The 17,296-nt window shown below is 47.1% G+C and carries 12 protein-coding genes; 9 read left to right on the forward strand and 3 right to left on the reverse strand.

The window, feature by feature from the left end:
* Window positions 1-99 precede the first annotated feature (99 nt).
* Both SPI9445_RS0117220 and SPI9445_RS0117225 read left to right on the forward strand, forming a co-directional pair.
* Entirely contained in the window at window positions 100-1,071 is a 972-nt protein-coding gene (locus SPI9445_RS0117220; RefSeq protein ID WP_017306016.1) for an ABC transporter ATP-binding protein, read from the forward strand.
* A gap of 338 nt (window positions 1,072-1,409) precedes the next feature.
* Window positions 1,410-3,110, forward strand: coding sequence for a hypothetical protein (locus SPI9445_RS0117225; protein ID WP_017306017.1), 1,701 nt, complete (start codon window positions 1,410-1,412; stop codon window positions 3,108-3,110).
* Window positions 3,111-3,513: 403 nt separating this feature from the next.
* Here the strand turns inward: SPI9445_RS0117225 and SPI9445_RS0117230 are convergent, their stop codons facing one another.
* From SPI9445_RS0117230 to rsmG, 3 genes are read right to left on the reverse strand one after another with little or no spacing between them, the layout of a single operon-like run.
* On the reverse strand, window positions 3,514-5,058 hold the full coding sequence (locus tag SPI9445_RS0117230; protein WP_017306018.1) for an ArnT family glycosyltransferase: 1,545 nt from the start codon (window positions 5,056-5,058) through the stop codon (window positions 3,514-3,516).
* A gap of 47 nt (window positions 5,059-5,105) precedes the next feature.
* The gene (locus SPI9445_RS0117235; protein ID WP_017306019.1) at window positions 5,106-5,807 is read right to left on the reverse strand and encodes a lecithin retinol acyltransferase family protein; all 702 of its coding nucleotides are present in this window, start codon (window positions 5,805-5,807) and stop codon (window positions 5,106-5,108) included.
* Window positions 5,808-5,853: 46 nt separating this feature from the next.
* Window positions 5,854-6,579 carry a 16S rRNA (guanine(527)-N(7))-methyltransferase RsmG gene (rsmG, locus tag SPI9445_RS0117240; protein WP_017306020.1) on the reverse strand — a complete coding sequence of 242 codons (726 nt, stop codon included), beginning with the start codon at window positions 6,577-6,579 and terminating at the stop codon, window positions 5,854-5,856.
* Between the two features lie 254 nt (window positions 6,580-6,833).
* Here rsmG and SPI9445_RS0117245 point away from each other — a divergent pair, with 254 nt between their 5' ends.
* From SPI9445_RS0117245 to SPI9445_RS0117275, 7 genes are all read left to right on the forward strand, one after another.
* Window positions 6,834-8,036 (forward strand): HhoA/HhoB/HtrA family serine endopeptidase, encoded by a 1,203-nt coding sequence (locus SPI9445_RS0117245; RefSeq protein WP_017306021.1) that lies wholly within the window; start codon window positions 6,834-6,836, stop codon window positions 8,034-8,036.
* A 232-nt stretch (window positions 8,037-8,268) separates the two neighbouring features.
* The gene (locus tag SPI9445_RS0117250) at window positions 8,269-8,625 is read left to right on the forward strand and encodes a hypothetical protein (protein WP_017306022.1); all 357 of its coding nucleotides are present in this window, start codon (window positions 8,269-8,271) and stop codon (window positions 8,623-8,625) included.
* Between the two features lie 46 nt (window positions 8,626-8,671).
* Complete coding sequence (locus SPI9445_RS25970; protein ID WP_017306023.1) at window positions 8,672-8,920, forward strand: Txe/YoeB family addiction module toxin; 249 nt, start codon at window positions 8,672-8,674, stop codon at window positions 8,918-8,920.
* A gap of 86 nt (window positions 8,921-9,006) precedes the next feature.
* Entirely contained in the window at window positions 9,007-10,017 is a 1,011-nt protein-coding gene (locus tag SPI9445_RS0117260) for a FliH/SctL family protein (protein ID WP_017306024.1), read from the forward strand.
* 206 nt (window positions 10,018-10,223) lie between these two features.
* The gene (locus SPI9445_RS0117265; RefSeq protein WP_017306025.1) at window positions 10,224-11,222 is read left to right on the forward strand and encodes a FliH/SctL family protein; all 999 of its coding nucleotides are present in this window, start codon (window positions 10,224-10,226) and stop codon (window positions 11,220-11,222) included.
* 15 nt (window positions 11,223-11,237) lie between these two features.
* Window positions 11,238-12,890, forward strand: coding sequence for a phospholipase D-like domain-containing protein (locus tag SPI9445_RS0117270; protein WP_017306026.1), 1,653 nt, complete (start codon window positions 11,238-11,240; stop codon window positions 12,888-12,890).
* Between the two features lie 101 nt (window positions 12,891-12,991).
* Window positions 12,992-17,278 (forward strand): helicase domain-containing protein, encoded by a 4,287-nt coding sequence (locus SPI9445_RS0117275; protein WP_017306027.1) that lies wholly within the window; start codon window positions 12,992-12,994, stop codon window positions 17,276-17,278.
* Window positions 17,279-17,296 lie beyond the last annotated feature (18 nt).

A 17,296-nucleotide genomic window follows, 5' to 3' on the forward strand; every position in this document is an offset into this window, starting at 1 on the left:
AAGGCCTCACGCCCAATAAAAACAGCAGGAGAAATGATCCGAAATTGCTAGACTAGACTCTGAAGAAGGGCCTAAAGTGCAATGGATTCGATCTGACCTATGATGCAACCGGAAACGACCCCTGACCGAGAATTAGCGATCGCCACCTACGGACTAACCAAGCAATTTGATCGCCAGATTGCCATTAATGACCTAGACTTGCGCGTAGAAGCTGGAGAAGTTTATGGTTTAATTGGTCCCAACGGAGCCGGGAAAACCACCCTCATCCGAATGTTAACCGCCGTCGAAGAACCCACAGCCGGGGAAATTTATTTATTTGGCGATCGCCTCCTGCGAGACGACAGCAACCCCAAACTCAAGCAGCGTCTAGGCTACCTCCCCGACGATTACCCCCTCTACGACGATCTCAACGTCTGGGACTACCTCGATTATTTCGCCCGTCTCTACGGTTTAAAAAACCCCCGTCGTCGTGAACGCATCTATGAGATCCTCGAACTCATTCAACTCGCCGAAAAACGCCACAGTCCCATCACCACCCTCTCCCGAGGCATGAAACAACGCCTCAGTTTAGCCCGTACCATCATCCACGAACCCATCCTACTCTTCCTTGATGAACCCGTCTCCGGTTTAGACCCCATCGCCCGGATGCAGTTCCGGGAAATCATCAAAATCCTGCAAGAAGCCGGAATGACCATCCTCATTTCCTCCCACGTCCTCAGCGACCTCGCGGAACTCTGTACCTCCGTCGGCATCATGGAACTAGGATTCCTCATTGAAAGCACCTCCCTCCAAGACCTCTACCAACGTCTCGCCAATCCCTACATCACCCTAAAAGCCCTGAACAACCTCGACACCCTCAAAACAGAACTGAATAACTGTCCGTGGGTGTCCAGTTGGGAAGCCCTCCCAGAAACCGGACACTTTCGCCTCCACTTCTCAGGCACCCCCGAAAACAGCGCCACCCTCCTCCGTACCCTTGTTCAGTGCGATATTCTTATCACAGAATTTACATTAAGTCAAGAGACTTTAGAAAGTATTTTCTTAAAAATGGGACATAAACAGGCCTCCTAGGGGAAATTTCCCAAAACCCGAAGCCGTCGGCTAATCTAATAAAGTAAAGAGGATCTCACCCGACCAGACACTTTTTCTCGTCCTTCACGTCATCAACAGTTAATTCATCGACGGTTCATGTCGCCAAAGTTTATGATGAACAGGTCTAGGGAGCATTCAATCTTTCCCCATTAGACCTTTCCAGTTGGGACAATCTTTGAACAGAATAGTGTAAGTATCGCCTTTTTTTCCTCTAGTCTTATAGGTCATCTACCCCCCGAATAGTAACTATTTTTCAATCCTTCAGGTGGATCTAAACTCGGCTAAAAACTTAACCCAATTGGAGATTAATTTACACTATGCCGCTTAATATTTTAAATACCATAGGGGAATGGAATCCCCAAATCTTTCGGGAATTTAAAGGTCGTTGGAAATCTCGCAATGTCATTGTCACCCTTGGAATTTCTGCGGCAACTCAACTCATTACCCTCCTCTTTTTCTGGAGTCAAATTCCCTTAGTTAAGCAATACACCAGTCGTTATTGTTTACACCCTGATGATTTTGACAATAAATGTCTTCAAGATGCAAGGGGTTACGTCCTAACTGCATCCATTAACCATGAACTCTTATGGCTTGATTGTTTTGTGACCATTGCCATTGGAATCATAGGGATTCTCTGGATACTGGGGACTTATTTCTTAATTGAAGATATCTCCAAAGAAAGCAACCGAGGCACTTTAGAATTTATCCGTCTCAGCCCTCAAAGTGCCGGAAAAATTATCGGGGGAAAATTAGCGGGAGTTCCCTCCTTGTTATTCTTGGCCGTCCTTGCTGCCCTCCCCTTTCATCTCTGGACAGGATTAGCCGCCCGTATTCCCTTACACCTGATTTTGAGCTTTTATCTGTTAGTCGCCCTGAGTTGTTTATTTATCTACAGTGCCGCTTTATTAGTGGGTTTTGTCAGCAGTGGGTGGGGAGGAATGCAAACCTGGTTAGGCAGTGGATTACTAGCGATAGTCTTCGGTGGTTTTACCCTCTTTAGTCTAGGATTGAATAACTCATCTAATGTCGTTATTCACAATGCCCTCGACTGGTTCACCATCTTACTCCCCCAGCGTGTATTACCCTTTTTAGTCAGTCAAACCCCCCATAGTTTAGGCACGATTGGCTATTTAAATATCAATGATTTGACCTTGAAATGGTTTGGGTTCTCCCTAGGACAATCCTACAGCATGACCTATGCTTTTATCTCCGTTAACTATTTGTTAGGAACTTATTGGCTGTGGCAAACCTTAATCCGACGTTTTCATCAGCCCAACGCAACCCTTTTAAGCAAGGCTAAAAGTTACTGGTTTTCTGGGGGACTAAGTATTGTATTATTAGGGTTTACTACCCAACAACCTCCTTGGGGAACAATGAATGATCATTTGCCCAGAAATGTGGGGGTGTTTTGCTTCTTAATCGCGCTGTTTAGTTGTCTATTGATGGCCGTTTTAACCCCTCATCGGCAAACCTTACAGGATTGGATGCGCTACCGTCACCAACAACCCAAGGAAAAACGGGCATTGTTGCGGGATTTGGTGTGGGGAGAAAAGAGTCCAGCGCCTGTTGCGATCGCACTCAACCTCTTGATCATTTTCTCCATCTTACACCTCGGTCTGATCCCCTTCTTCCCCTATCTGACCCTGCGCTTCTTAGAAGCTAGTTTAATCACCACTACAGTGATTTTAATTTATGCCAGTGTGATTCAATGGATTTTACTCATGAAATCCCCCCGTCGTGTTGCTTGGGCATTAGGGACTTTATGTGGGATGGTTTTCACTCCCATGTTGCTTTCTTTGCTCTTTGCCCTCCATTATCCCAACGAGGGGCTACTCTTGTGGTCAATTATATCCCCTACCATCGTATCTGAACGGACTCTCGCTTCAACCTACCTCTGGTTGAATGTCATTGGTCAAATCTTAGTGATTGTCGTCGCGAATGTAGAAATGTCCCGTCAACTGCGCAAACTGGGCGCTTCTCAAACACAAATGTTGCTCACCGCTAAATCGGCAACCTAAAAGCTTGTCTCCGCTAAAAGTTACGATTTTTAGACAAGGCAAAGGGAGGAAAAATGTATTTTTTTCCTCCCTTTCTGCTGGGTGAGTCAGAATAACTGGAGGATTGGTGAGGATAAAATCTCTTAACCTATTGACGGTTTACGGTTGTGTTGGGTTTCGCTGTCGCTACACCCAACCTACTAATACTATAGGGTTTTTATGGGATAAGTCCTGTTTTGTTGGGTTGCGCTGTCGCTACACCCAACCTACGAATACTATAGGGTTTTTATGGGATAAGTCCTGTTTTGTTGGGTTGCGCTGTCGCTGCACCCAACCTACGAATACTATAGGGTTTTTATGGGATGAGTCCTGTTTTGTTGGGTTTCGCTGTCGCTACACCCAACCTACGGGTTTTGTTGTTGTTTCAGTTTTTCATCAGGTTTTGCCGTAAATAATGGGTTGCACCCTTATAACGTTTTACCTCATGATAATCAATAATTGGAGACTGTTCAAAATAGCTGAGAACCTCGGGAAAACGAGCCATTAAAACTTGCTCCGGTTGATATTTTAAAATTAATTCGTCTAAATACTCACGGGTAAATTCATCCGAGGCCACTCGTTTACGGGAAAGTGTGGCAATTTCTGGGGGAACTTGCCAATGAGCATAAACCGCATACATGGGAATATCTGTAAAGAGCCATTGAGTGTTAGGATAGGTTTTAATTAGAGCTTGTAAAATACTGTTTTCGGCTTGGGATGCCCGCAGTAATGACTGATTATTGAGATGAGTTATTGCTAACTTAACGGGAATAACAGCTAGGGAAAAAATAAGAAAATAAACGGCAACATTGCGCGGCATTACTTCTGACCATTTTCGTTGTTGAAGGGCGGGTAAAACTGGATGTTTTTCGAGGGTTTCTAGAACAGATTTGATGCTAAAAACGGCTAACCAAGTGAGGGGAATAGAAATTAACTGGGCGTGGTGATACCAAATAGGTTTATGATTGATCAGCATGATGGTAGCTACAATCAGCCAAAACAAGGGAAATTGTTTCAGTTCAATCTGCTTAAATTGGAAGAGGGAGGGAAGGGTTAAAGCGGCGAGTAGGGTATAGTCCAATTCTTGCAGGTACATGACTAAGGTATCTAGAACACTATTTTCTCTGGCAAAGACGCTCTTTAAGTCAGTATCAATATGATTCTGAAAGATTTGTTCTAAGCTGAGTTGAGGAAGGAGAAAGAAGGGGAGAAGGTAAGTCAGACTGAGGGCAAGAAAAAAAGAAATTATGGGGGATAATATGGTGAAAATTTGAGTAAAAGAGCGCGGCAGGTATTTAGGGATTAAGTCGGTCTGGTTTTGCTGCCAAGAAAATATAAATAAATAGGCTACAATAAGGGGAATTAATAAAAGAGTGAACATTTTAAATTGTAGCGATATACCAAAAAATAGCCCTGAAAAAATTAGCCAATAACCTTTTTTTTGTTGCTCTAAATAACGAAATAGACTGTAGATAGAAAGTAGGGCAAATGCTAAGGCAGGTAAGCCAATCATTACGGAAACACTCAGTCGGAAAAAGTTGCAAGAAATGGCGAGGAGGAATGCTCCTAAGAGGGCGTATATGTTGCCAAGGGTGAGGCGTAATAGTTGGGCAAATGTCCAGATGAGCAGGGTGGCAAAACAGAGAATTAAGCTGCGTGCGGCTAAGATAGAATTGCCCCAAATCTTAAGCCATTGGTCTAAAATAAGGGTGAATAATGGCGGTTGATCGCTCCAAATTTCGCTATAAAGAGAGTATCCCTGCTGATAGAGTAGGGCTTTAATCATTTCCTGTCCTTCGTCGGTGTCGAATTGGAAAACGTCTCCCATCGGCATCAAAACAAAGGTGAAGAGGAAAAAAGTTAGGGGCAAGAGGCTATGAAAAATGAGGAAACGGTGATGATTCAAGAATTTTTCAACAGAGGTTAACATGGAGGGATTCAAATAAGGCTATAGATTGGCTTTGAAGGGGGATCTAATCACATCAAATTACCGTAGATATTAATATCCTGTTGCGCTGCATTTTGTAGTAAGGTTTTGGTCAGGGTTGCTAACTGATTGAGTTGGGTTTCTAGCTTTTGGGCTTGTTTTTTATAGTTGAGTTTACGTTGAAGGGCAGCCCGGGCTAAATCTTCGCGGTTTTGTTGTAGGGCGTTTTGGGCGACTTTTTGCCAAGTTTCCTGTTCTGCGATCGCCTGTTTATAGCGCGGTTGTAAATTATTCCACAATCCCTTAATCTCCCCAAGGGCTTGATGAACTAACTGTTCAGCATTTTTGCGATCTGTACCTTGTAGGGCTTCCCGTAAAGGTTGTTGTAGGTTTTCCGGTTTCCACTGACTCACCACAGGCACAAAATCCTCAACTTGTTGACTAAAACTAATCCCGGTTTTACACCAAGTCGCAAAATGTTCACAATTGTTGAACAGTAAGTTATAGTTGCGTTCTCCTAACCGACTCATAGCACGATGGAGTACAACATCAGGAATAAAGCTGGTGGGGTAGGTTTTCACATAAATCCGATTCCCTTGGCTAAACAATCCTAGAGAAGTCCGTTCGACGGTTTCACTGGGTTTGCGATAATGAATCACCGTCCCATCCCCGCAATCAATCCCGTGATGTTCATACACCCCTTGGAGATTTAAAAACTCACGATTTACATAAATCTGATCCCCTCGTGCCATGTAATAGTTCCTCAAACTGACTCATCTCTAGGATACAACCCCAGTCCTAAAAGGATAGGGGGCGCTGCTGGGGAACTCCCACACGACGGGGAAATTGAGGAGGAGTGGGGTGGGTTTTCTGAAGATAGACTGAGTGCCGGATACTGTGAGTTAGGGGGGTTTCGTAGGGAATCGTTGCGATCGCCTGACCTCCCAATTGTGGCGCAACTTGTGCGAGTTGTGCCGCTTCCTCCTCGGTCCACTGTCCACGATAGAGGAGGGCAATTCCACCAATTTTGACCAAGGGGAGGGCATACTCCAAACAGGTGACCGGGGAGGAAACCGCCCGCACAACCGCGAGGTCGTAAGTTTCCCGGTGTTGGGGGGTTTGACCCATTTCCTCCGCCCGGGATGCGATCGCCTCTACAGAAGACAGCGACAACTGTTCAATCACTGTCTGGAGAAACAGCACCTTTTTCTGAGTTGAATCTAGGAGGGTAATCCCATAGTCAGGATAAGTAATCGCCATCGGCACCCCCGGAAAGCCCCCTCCTGTCCCAATATCAATCACCCGCGCTGATGGGGGAATCGTGAGAGAGGGCGGCAAGTGCCACAGTCCAGCCAGAGAGTCCCAGAGATGCTTTTCCAGAAACTCCAAAGGCTCCGTAATCCGGGTTAAATTGAGAGTTTTATTTTGCGCTAACAAAATTTGATAGAATGCCTCACATTGGGCTTTTTGCGCCTCATTAAAAGCATTTAGGGGGAGTTCCTGCCAAGGTAGAGTCACGGTCATGGGGAGAGGGTAATTAAGAAAAATTTAGCGGAAAATCGCCTCCAGACTAAAGCATAAAATGCCCCCATTGTCAACCTTATCCGTGGGAGGAAACAGAGAGCTTCTACCTCTCCCCTTGGAACAGAAGGGAGGGGGAGGAAGTCGTAGAAACCGACCTTCTAGGATGACGGAAAACGGCTATCTTAGAGAGTAGACCGACTTTTCCTGTGTCTGCAATGTAAGTCAATTGAGATGTGACAATACATTTTTCTACAATGCGTTTTTCTAAAGTTATGACCCGAATTAGCACTCATATACTGGCGTTGATTGTAGGGGTAGCCCTGACCTTTGGAACGTTGCGGGTGGCGGCATCTCAAGCGGAACCTGCCCCCGCTAGTCCCTTGGTGGCCAGTTCTAGCCCCACTTTACTCGCCCAAGCGTCTCCCTCTCCCGGACGAAGTAGTTTTGTCACCCAAGCCATCGCCCGGACGGGGCCGGCTGTGGTGCGCATAGATACCGCCCGCACCGTGACCACAAATTTTAGTCCCTTTTTTGAAGATCCCTTTTTCCGGGAATTTTTTGGCGATCGCTTTTCCCAACAAATGCCCCAAGAACGTCGAGAACAAGGGCAAGGATCCGGTTTCATTATCGACAGCAGTGGGATTATTTTAACCAACGCCCATGTAGTCAGTGGGGCTGAAGAAGTAACCATTACCCTACAAGATGGGCGAGAATATGAGGCCACCGTGCGAGGAAGCGATCCCGTAACCGATTTGGCCGTAGTGAAAATTAATGGCTCTCCCAGTAACCTCCCCGTGGCAGCATTAGGGGATTCTGGACAGGTACAAGTGGGAGATTGGGCGATCGCCGTCGGCAGCCCCGGAGGCCTGAATAATACCGTCACCTTGGGCATTATCAGCACCCTCGATCGTCCCTCCTTCCAAGTCGGTATTCCCGACAAACGGGTGAACTTCCTGCAAACCGATGCCGCCATTAACCCCGGAAACTCCGGCGGCCCCCTGCTCAATGATCGGGGAGAAGTCATCGGCATTAACACCGCCATCCGCGCCAATGCCACCGGAATTGGGTTTGCCATCCCCATTAACAAAGCCAAGGAACTCAAAGATATTCTAGCGGCCGGGAGACAAGTTCCGCATCCCTTCGTCGGGATTGAAATGCGGGATATGACCCCAGACATCGCCAAACGGTTCAATCAAGACCCCAACTCTACGATTATTCTCCCAGAAGTAAACGGCGTATTCGTGGCTCGGGTTTTACCCAATACCCCCGCAGAACGAGCCGGACTAAGACGGGGTGACGTAATTTTAGAAGTAGAGGGTCAACGAGTCACCAGAGGGGTGGAAATTCAGAACAAAGTAGAAAATAGTGGGGTCGGAAAATCCCTTAAATTCAAAGTACAACGCGGGAATCAAACCCTAAACCTCAACATCACCACAGCCCAGTTACAAAATAGCTAATCTGACAGTGATTTGAACAAAAACCCAACATTTCCCCTGAAGGAATGTTGGGTTTTGTACCGTCAACTTTCAACTCCTCTCACCGCTAACCTTTCAGGTCTAGCGGAAGCCCCCTCGGAATATTTAGTTGGGTTGAGGGGAATGGACGAGTCGCTTAAAGAGTTGCCTTTGCATCGTCGGATAGACGCGCTAGACTAAATCTAATCGACTTTCTTTTCCGACTGAGAGGAATATGATGGTTGCTCAAATTCAGGCTGAGAAACCCAACCTACAAGACCCGATCGCAGTGGGACAGGCAATCCTGCTCCTTCCCGTTGGTGTGGATGCAAAGCCTTATATCAGACAAATTCTTTGGGTTGAGTTGGAAGCGATAGAGCATCCAAAGGCAAGAGAATGTTTAGAATTCGGATTGCGTAATGCTCAAACAGATGAGGATTTTTCGAGCTTGATTGAGTCATTTCATTTGTGTCGCAGTTATGCCAATGCAGAAGTTTTGTTTAATTCCTTGGAAAATGACGTAGCGACGGCGGTTTATGCCTCAGTAGATGAGTTGCGACGGGAGTTTGGTCTTGAAGAAGAAGCTTCCTAAATCTCAATCTTCACCGGATGAGTCTCAGAAAACTCGACGGATTGAGATGGAACCCCGTTTTCTGGAAGATCTGCGGTTTTGGATTGAGTGCGATCGCAAAGTGGCGCTACGAATTATAGGATTGGTCGATGCAGTAATGCGCAATCCTGTTGATGGGATTGGGAAACCAGAGTCGCTGAAGTATTTGCGCTCCAATACTTGGTCGAGAAGGATTACAGATGAGCATCGATTGGTTTATGTGGTTGAGGGTGATCGGGTATTGTTTAAGTCAGCACGTTTTCACTATGAAAAATGAGTGCTAAAAAGTTCGCAATGCCATCAGACTAAAGCACTACAGCTACGGCATGGTAAAATCTGGCTAATTTTGACCGAAAAAACCCCGTGACTCGCTTCCTCCATGACCAATTCGCCAAAGACTACCTCGAAGAACTACTCACCCCCTACGGCACCATTCAATCCCCCCGTCGTATCCCCGCAGAAGTGCGAGAAGTAGACCTTTGGTTTTCCCCCCATCCAGCATTCACCCTTTCCCCCGACTCCTTGGGCATCTTAGCCCGTGCCATTGAAACCCCTGCCCTATTTGAACCCTTCCGCAATCCCGCCACTCCCCAAGCCATCCTAGATTGTTTAGTCAAATTAGTGGAAATTGACCGAGAATGGGAACGGGACAGTAATCGTCAAGGGGGGAGCATTGCCCTGGGTACTCCACCCCCTCGCTTGTGGATTCTCACCCCCACAGCCTCTAGAACCCTCTTATCGGGATTCGGTGCTACCCTAGATTTAGAATCTTGGCCAATGGGGGTTTACTTTCTCCCCTCAACCTTGCGGACAATTATTGTCGCGATTCATCAACTGCCCCGAACGCCAGAAACCCTATGGTTAAGGGTATTAGGACGGGGAAGAGTACAAACCCAAGCGATTGAGGAATTAGAGGCCTTATCGCCAGAGAATCCCTTTCGAGAGAGTACATTGATGGCATTGAATCGCTTAAAAGCTCATTTAGACGAAGATGTTAATCCAAATTGGGAGGATAGAGAATTAATTATGCGGTTATCTCCTCTTTTTGATCAACAGTTAGAAGCAGCCAAACTATCGGGTTTGGAACAGGGTCTAGCACAGGGTCTAGAACGGGGTCTAGAACGGGGTCTAGAACGGGGTCTAGCACAGGGTTTAGAACGGGGTTTAGAACAGGGTTTAGAACAGGGTCTAGAACGGGGTGAACGTCTGGTTGTGGAGAATTTGCTTCAGTTTCGTTTTGGAGTAGTTGATGCTGAGTTAGCCGAAATTATAGAGGCTATCTTGAGTTTGCCCGCTTCAGAATTTACGCCCTTGTTAATGCAGTTATCTCGGGAAGAATTGATTGAGCGTTTTGGTGGCGCATCTCCCCGTTAAATTGAGTCTGAATCCAGGAAAATGGGGCGTTTCTTCCTTGAATGGGTTGTGGGGGATTCGTGGCTCGGGTCTTACCAATACCCCCGCAGAACGAGCCGGATATAAAATGGGGTAATGTAAGGGAATGTTGGGTTTTGGGTTTGAATTCTCCCCTCACTTGGATCACAAAATGGTAAAATCTGGCTAATTTTGACCGAAAAAACCCCGTGACTCGCTTCCTCCATGACCAATTCGCCAAAGACTACCTCGAAGAACTACTCACCCCCTACGGCATCATTCAATCCCCCCGTCGTATCCCCGCAGAAGTGCGAGAGGTAGACCTTTGGTTTTCCCCCCATCCAACATTTACCCTTTCCCCCGACTCCTTGGGCATCTTAGCCCGTGCCATTGAAACCCCTGCCCTATTTGAACCCTTCCGCAATCCCGCCACTCCCCAAGCCATCCTAGATTGTTTAGTCAAATTAGTGGAAATTGACCGAGAATGGGAACGGGACAGTAATCGTCAAGGGGGGAGCATTGCCCTGGGTACTCCACCCCCTCGCTTGTGGATTCTCACCCCCACAGCCTCTAGAACCCTCTTATCGGGATTCGGTGCTACCCTAGATTTAGAATCTTGGCCAATGGGGGTTTACTTTCTCCCCTCAACCTTGCGGACAATTATTGTCGCGATTCATCAACTACCCCGAACACCAGAAACCCTATGGTTAAGGGTATTAGGACGGGGAAGAGTACAAACCCAAGCGATTGAGGAATTAGAGGCCTTATCGCCAGAGAATCCCTTTCGAGAAAGTACACTGATGGCACTGAATCGCTTAAAAGCTCATTTAGACGAAGATGTTAATCCAAATTGGGAGGATAGAGAATTAATTATGCGGTTATCTCCTCTTTTTGATCAACAGTTAGAAGCGGCCAAACTATCGGGTTTGGAACAAGGTCTAGCACAGGGTCTAGAACGGGGTCTAGAACGGGGTCTAGCACAGGGTTTAGAACAAGGTCTAGAACGGGGTTTAGAACAAGGTTTAGAACGGGGTGAACGTCTGGTTGTGGAGAATTTGCTTCAGTTTCGTTTTGGGGCAGTTGATGCTGAGTTAGCCGAAATTATAGAGGCTATCTTGAGTTTGCCCGCTTCAGAATTTACGCCCTTGTTAATGCAGTTATCTCGGGAAGAATTGATTGAGCGTTTTGGTGGCGCATCTCCCTGTTAAATTGAGCCTGAATCCATGAAAATGCGGCGTTTGTTTCTTGGACTGGTTGTGCTGAGTTTTTTAATCGTCCTCCTGTTGGGATGGGGGCTGAAATCGGGTTTTTTCTCGTCCCCTAGCAGTGCCTTAAATCGTCCGGATCCTTTGCCTCAAGATCCTTGGGTGAAGGTGTATATGAACCAAAACCAAGCACGGGGGGCGGACTATACTGAACCTTACCGCCAAATAACCCGACCGGGGGATGATTTAGAACAGATCATGGTGGAGGCGATTAATCAAGGACAACGGCGGATTGATGTGGCGATTCAGGAGTTCCGCTTGCCGCGATTAGCCCAAGCGTTAGCCCAACGTCATCAAGCGGGGGTGAGGGTGCGTGTTATTCTGGAAAATCTTTATAGTCGCCCTTGGAGTAGCTACAGCGCGGCGGAAGTTGAACAACTGGATGAACGGCAACAGAACCGTTATCGGGAGTTTATGGCGTTAGTAGACCAAAATCAAGATGGTCAACTGAGTGCGGAGGAGATTAATCAGGGGGATTCTTTAGTTATTCTCAAAAATGCGGGAATTCCGGTGATTGATGATACCGCAGATGGGAGTAAGGGGAGTGGTCTGATGCACCATAAGTTTATTTTGGTGGATGATGCCACGGTGGTTACAGGGTCGGCGAATTTCACGACCAGTGGGGTGCATGGGGACTTTTATAATCCCGAAAGTCGGGGTAATGCTAATAATTTAGTACGGATTAATAGTGAGGCGATCGCAAATTTATTCCGCCAAGAGTTTGATCTCATGTGGGGCGATGGACCGGGAGGACAGCCGGATAGTTTATTTGGGCTACAAAAACCTTATCGTCCCCCCCAAACGGTCACGGTTGGTCACTCGACGATTACGGTACAATTTTCCCCGACTTCTCCCACTCGCCCCTGGAGGGAAAGCACCAATGGTTTAATCGCTCAAAACCTAGAACAGGCGAGGGATTCGGTTAAGTTGGCTCTGTTTGTCTTTTCTGAACAGTTCATTACCAATATTTTGGAGGAACGTTCTCTGGCGAATGTCTCTATTCAAGCTCTGATTGACCCCGGTTTTGCCTATCGCTACTATAGTGAGGGGCTGGATATGATGGGGGTTGCCCTACTCCACAATTGCCAAGAAGAGGCCAATAATCGACCTTGGGCAAATCCGATTCAAACGGTTGGGGTTCCCCTGTTGCCCCGTGGGGACAATCTCCATCATAAGTTTGGGCTGGTGGATGGTCATAGGGTCATTACAGGTTCTCACAATTGGTCAAGGGCGGCGAATCATACCAATGATGAGGTGGTGCTAGTGATTAATAATCCGGTGGTGGCTGCCCACTATGAACGGGAATTTGACCGTCTCTACAGTCGTTCTAATCTGGGGCTGCCGCCTTTTGTACAGGAACGTATCGAACAGGCGGCGGAAAATTGCCCCTCTCCCTTGCCTGCGGCGACGCCCTCTGTGGGGGGTTTGGTGAATGTTAATCGGGCGTCTCAAGCGGAATTGGAAACTTTGCCGGGAATTGGTCCAGCGCTGGCTGGGCGGATTATAGAAGCGCGTCAGGAACAGCCTTTTCGCTCTCTGGAGGATCTCGAACGGGTGCGGGGGATTGGTCCGAGGGTGCGGCAAAATTTGGCGGGGAAGGTGACTTGGTAAGGGGTCGGCATAATAGATTGTCTGTTCTATCCGTCACAAATCTCAAAAGTATTGGACAATGGAAAATGGAGGTATCAGCAGATACAGATTAGGATTTTGGGATGTACGTTTATCGCACCGACACTTTTAATGAGCAGGTTCTAGAAAAGGGGGTGGGGGATCATGTGGATCGCCTCTGTGAAGACCTCAAAACGATGAATTTAGAGCAGGTTCTCGCCCGTTTTGAGCGGGTTTATCCCTATCTGAAGCGTAAGGAGGGGAATTTACGCCTGATTGCGCGGATTCGACGCATTGGGGGGGAACCGGTTCTCTGTTGGTTAAAGGTGTTTCGTCGGGGCGATCGCGAATATGAGGAGTTTTTGCGCGATCGCGAAAATTTTGCCAATCATGCGCTGGAAAGTCAAATCAAGGAGGGACACCTCTGGCAATGGTTGAATCAACAAAAGACGGCGACTCTCAATTTACACGCGATCGCTACCCCCCTGCCCGATGAGTTGCGCCCTTGGTTAGATCGTCCCAGTTTACGCATGGATTTAACGGGGGTGGTAATTTATGAAAGTGAGGTCTGGTTAACGCGCTTCATGACTCCCGAAATTCAAGCCCGGTGGATGACGTTTAATCGGCTGATTGCGGACTTGGCGGATAGTATCGAGAACATGGGAGAGGCTACCCCCTGGCCAGGTATTCAACGCTATCAAGAGGGGGATTGCTGGGTTTTCTATCAACAAATTACCACCCTAGAACCCCCAGAACGGAACATTTTGTTACTTTTGACCCTTTTTGCCCATTCCCCTAGCTCAGAGGAGCTACAAGAGGACTTACAGGCGATTTTTGGGGAGGATACCCCCCCCCAATCTCCCTTGAATTTTGATGAATTAAGTGCGATCGCCCGTCGTGCTTACCCCAGTTATTTATTAGCCGATGAACGCCACTGGTTAGCCATTGAAAAAGACGAAATGGCTAATCTCGCACTCTCTGCCGAAGAAGAGGCTATTTTACATGATGTTTCTACCAGCAAACCCTCTTTACCCCTCTTTTTAAACGGACAAGCTGGCAGTGGAAAATCTACCCTTTTATTCCATCTATTCGCCGACTATGCCCACCGCCATCTCCGGGAACGTCAACAACAAAAACGACGACTTTTAGACAAACCCCATCCCCTCTTTTTAGCCTATAACAACCGTCTTTTAAAAGTCGCTCAAGAGCGAGTGATTCCCCTTTTAGCCTCTCATCACCGCTTCCTTGCCAAACGAGGTTATTTAGAAGAATTACCCGATATTCGCCCCTTTTTCCAGTCCTTCCGTAGCTTCCTCCGTAACTTATTGCCTTTGGAAGAACGGGACTATTTTAATGATGCCAATTATATCTCATTTCATCAATTTAGACAACTGTTTTATAAAACCACTTGGCGGGACTATACCCCCGAACAGTGCTGGCAAGTTATCCGCACCTTTATTAAAGGGTATCATTTAGACGAACGGGATAGTTATTTAGAACCAGAAGACTATCAAGAAATTCCCAAAAAAGAGCGCACCGTTACCCCAGAACTCTTTGAGCAAATCCATGAAACCGTGTGGAGATGGTATGATCATCATCTCAAAGAAACCGGAAAATGGGATGATCAAGACTTAATTCGTCGGGTGTTGCAACTCAAATGTTATAAAGCCGAATATACCGCCATTTTCTGTGATGAAGCCCAAGACTTCACCCGTTTAGAATTACAGTTAATTATGCGCCTGTCGGTACTTTCCGAATATGACTTAGAACATCAACATATTGAAAGTTTACCCTTTGCCTTTGCGGGAGATCCCCTACAAACACTCAACCCCACGGGCTTCCGTTGGACGAGTTTAAAAGCCGCGTTTTATAATGAAGTGATTACCACCCTTTCCCCCACTGGGCAACTTGACCTAGAAATGAACTTTGCGGAGTTAGAATGTAATTATCGTTCAACTCCCGCTATTGTGGGACTTAATAACTTAATTCAACTCTGGCGGCGGGTATTATTTGACCTGCCAGAAATTAACCCCCAAAAAGCCCGCAGACATGGAGATTTTCCCATCCAGAAACTCATCTTAGGGGAAAATATCGCCCCTGATGAATTACAAGATTATTTGCAGGATACCATCATCATTGTTCCCTGTGATCAAGGGGGAGAAGCGGATTATATTCAACAGGATTACTTACTTTCTAATCTCTGTCACTCTCGCCCCCAACAGGGCTTTTCTCCTTGGAATGTTCTGAGTGCGATTACGGCCAAGGGATTGGAATTTAAGCAGGTAATTTTATATAAGTTTGGGGAGGCCTGCCATCGGGATGTCTGGACAATTTCTGAGAGTCATTCCGAAGAGGTTAAGTTCTTTTTCAATAAACTCTATGTGGCCACCAGTCGGGCAACGGAACGGTTGTTTGTTGTAGACACTCCCCTGGGTGATCAACGACTCTGGCGCTATGGCAGTCATGAGTTAGAATTAGAGCGGTTTTTAACCCGTTTAGCTGATGAGGAAGAACGGGAAAAATGGCAGAATCGGGTTTACTTGTTTGGGGTGAGTAATGGGATTGCGGCCATGAGTGCGGATAATATTGCGGCCATTGCCCTAACGTTTGAAACCGAGGGCATTAATAGCGAAAATCCCGATCTCCTGCGTCGCGCACAGGCGGCTTATGAACAGATTGGTGATGAATTTAAGGCGGTATCTTGTGAGGCTTGGGCGTTAAAATTAGAGGAGCATTACCAAGAGGCGGGGAAATTATTCCAAGGGGTGGAAAATTGGGCGGAAGCGTGGAATTGTTTCTGGGCAGGGATGAACTGGGAGGAGCTTTGGGCGTGGTATAATCATCCGGGGGAGGTGGAGAAAAAAGCCCAAACGATGCGCCCTCTGGTGGAGTTTTTAGCGACGGATCAACCCACTTTTAAGCAGATTGAACAGTTGACAGATTTGTTCTGTCAGGAAGTGGCGGCCAATACTCTCGATAGTCACCGTTTCCAAGCCCAATGGCAAATAGCAATTCAAGGCTATGCTCAGGCCATTGAGAAGATTTTAGAGCCTGCTGGGGAGGTAGAACGGGAACAGTGGCAACAATTCGGAGAAGTTTTAGCCCATTTGGTCACGGGGAAGGATCCTAGAATGTGTGCTTTAGCGGGGGATTGTTTCTATCGGGCGAAAAACTATGAACAAGCGGTTCACTGTTGGGATAGGATCGATCAGACGGCAACCTTAGATTATCAACTAGCAAAAGCGGCAATTGTGGGACTTCCTGAGAGTTTAGAATATTGGGCGCACGCTCAACAATTTGGTCATATTCTGACGGCATGGCACGGCGAAAATCAACCCCGTACTCCGGATTGGTTAACCTATGTGGGGCCGGCGTTAGAATCGAGTCAACTCTGGTTAGAGGCTTTGTTAGTGTATGCGGAGTTGGGGAATCGGGACAAGGTGGGGTTTTGTTTGGAACAGGCGATCGCCGCAGGGGAACACAAAGTCGCCCTTCAGTCGGTGTTGTCTGATGAAATCGAACATCACCAATGGGGGGAGGCGATCGCACTTTTAGAAAAATATCCCCTTCCCGGAGAGGAACAAGTGGCGTTAACCGGATGGTTTGCCCAACAGTTGGCCTATTCTGAATTAACCCCAGATCAACTCTCTAAGGACGTACAACGGCAGTATCAACAGGTCTTGAAGGATTATATCCTCCTGCACCCTGACTGGTCTTTATGGCTCTCTGTGCCGCAATTGGGCGTTACCTTAGAACGAGTGGGTATTTTAGGCGATATTTTGGACTATTACGACCGTTACACCCAGCATGAGGAGGCAGAGATTGCTGATTTTGCCCGTCATCGTTGGTTAGCCAATAAGAAAACCCAAGAAGAGGACTTTAGTCAACAGGGACAAGTGAAAAAAGCCCTCAAAAGTCGGGCTGATTTGCAGCGTAAATCCCAACAGTGGGGGATTGCCTTAGATCACCTCTCTCGTCCGATTCCGGTTCCTCCCGATGCCACTCCGACGGTCCCTTCTCCCCCCCCCAGTGACAGCGACACCTCGATTCAAGGACTCCCCCCGGATGTGGTGATTGAGTCTGTGCAACCGAATATTCTCAGTTTTCAGGTGCGTCATTTGCTATTCCGGGTGATGCCCTTGACCCAACAGGTGTTAATTTTGGATCAATTAGGCGATCGCGAATTGCGCATTGATGCCCACCTGCAACAAATCACCCTCGGCAGTTTCACCCTCCACACCCAAGGTCAAAGTAACTTATTATTCAGTGATAGCAGTGGTAGCTATAGCGGAATTTTACTCTGTCACGAGTCCCCCCCCCGTCTCGAAATTACCATTCAGGCGATCGCCAACAAAATCGTCATCCCCTTTACCTGTTCGCACCCCAAATAAAAGATAGGGCTAAAGCCC

Source organism: Spirulina subsalsa PCC 9445 (assembly GCF_000314005.1).
GTDB lineage: Bacteria > Cyanobacteriota > Cyanobacteriia > Cyanobacteriales > Spirulinaceae > Spirulina_A > Spirulina_A subsalsa.

Coding starts and splice junctions, on each gene's coding strand:
- SPI9445_RS0117230 (WP_017306018.1), bottom strand. CDS start 5,058: ATGTTAACCTCTGTTGAAAAATTCTTGAATCATCACCGTTTCCTCATT.
- rsmG (WP_017306020.1), bottom strand. CDS start 6,579: ATGACCGTGACTCTACCTTGGCAGGAACTCCCCCTAAATGCTTTTAAT.
- SPI9445_RS0117220 (WP_017306016.1), top strand. CDS start 100: ATGATGCAACCGGAAACGACCCCTGACCGAGAATTAGCGATCGCCACC.
- SPI9445_RS0117225 (WP_017306017.1), top strand. CDS start 1,410: ATGCCGCTTAATATTTTAAATACCATAGGGGAATGGAATCCCCAAATC.
- SPI9445_RS0117270 (WP_017306026.1), top strand. CDS start 11,238: ATGAAAATGCGGCGTTTGTTTCTTGGACTGGTTGTGCTGAGTTTTTTA.
- SPI9445_RS0117275 (WP_017306027.1), top strand. CDS start 12,992: ATGTACGTTTATCGCACCGACACTTTTAATGAGCAGGTTCTAGAAAAG.
- SPI9445_RS0117245 (WP_017306021.1), top strand. CDS start 6,834: ATGCGTTTTTCTAAAGTTATGACCCGAATTAGCACTCATATACTGGCG.
- SPI9445_RS0117235 (WP_017306019.1), bottom strand. CDS start 5,807: ATGGCACGAGGGGATCAGATTTATGTAAATCGTGAGTTTTTAAATCTC.
- SPI9445_RS25970 (WP_017306023.1), top strand. CDS start 8,672: ATGGAACCCCGTTTTCTGGAAGATCTGCGGTTTTGGATTGAGTGCGAT.
- SPI9445_RS0117250 (WP_017306022.1), top strand. CDS start 8,269: ATGATGGTTGCTCAAATTCAGGCTGAGAAACCCAACCTACAAGACCCG.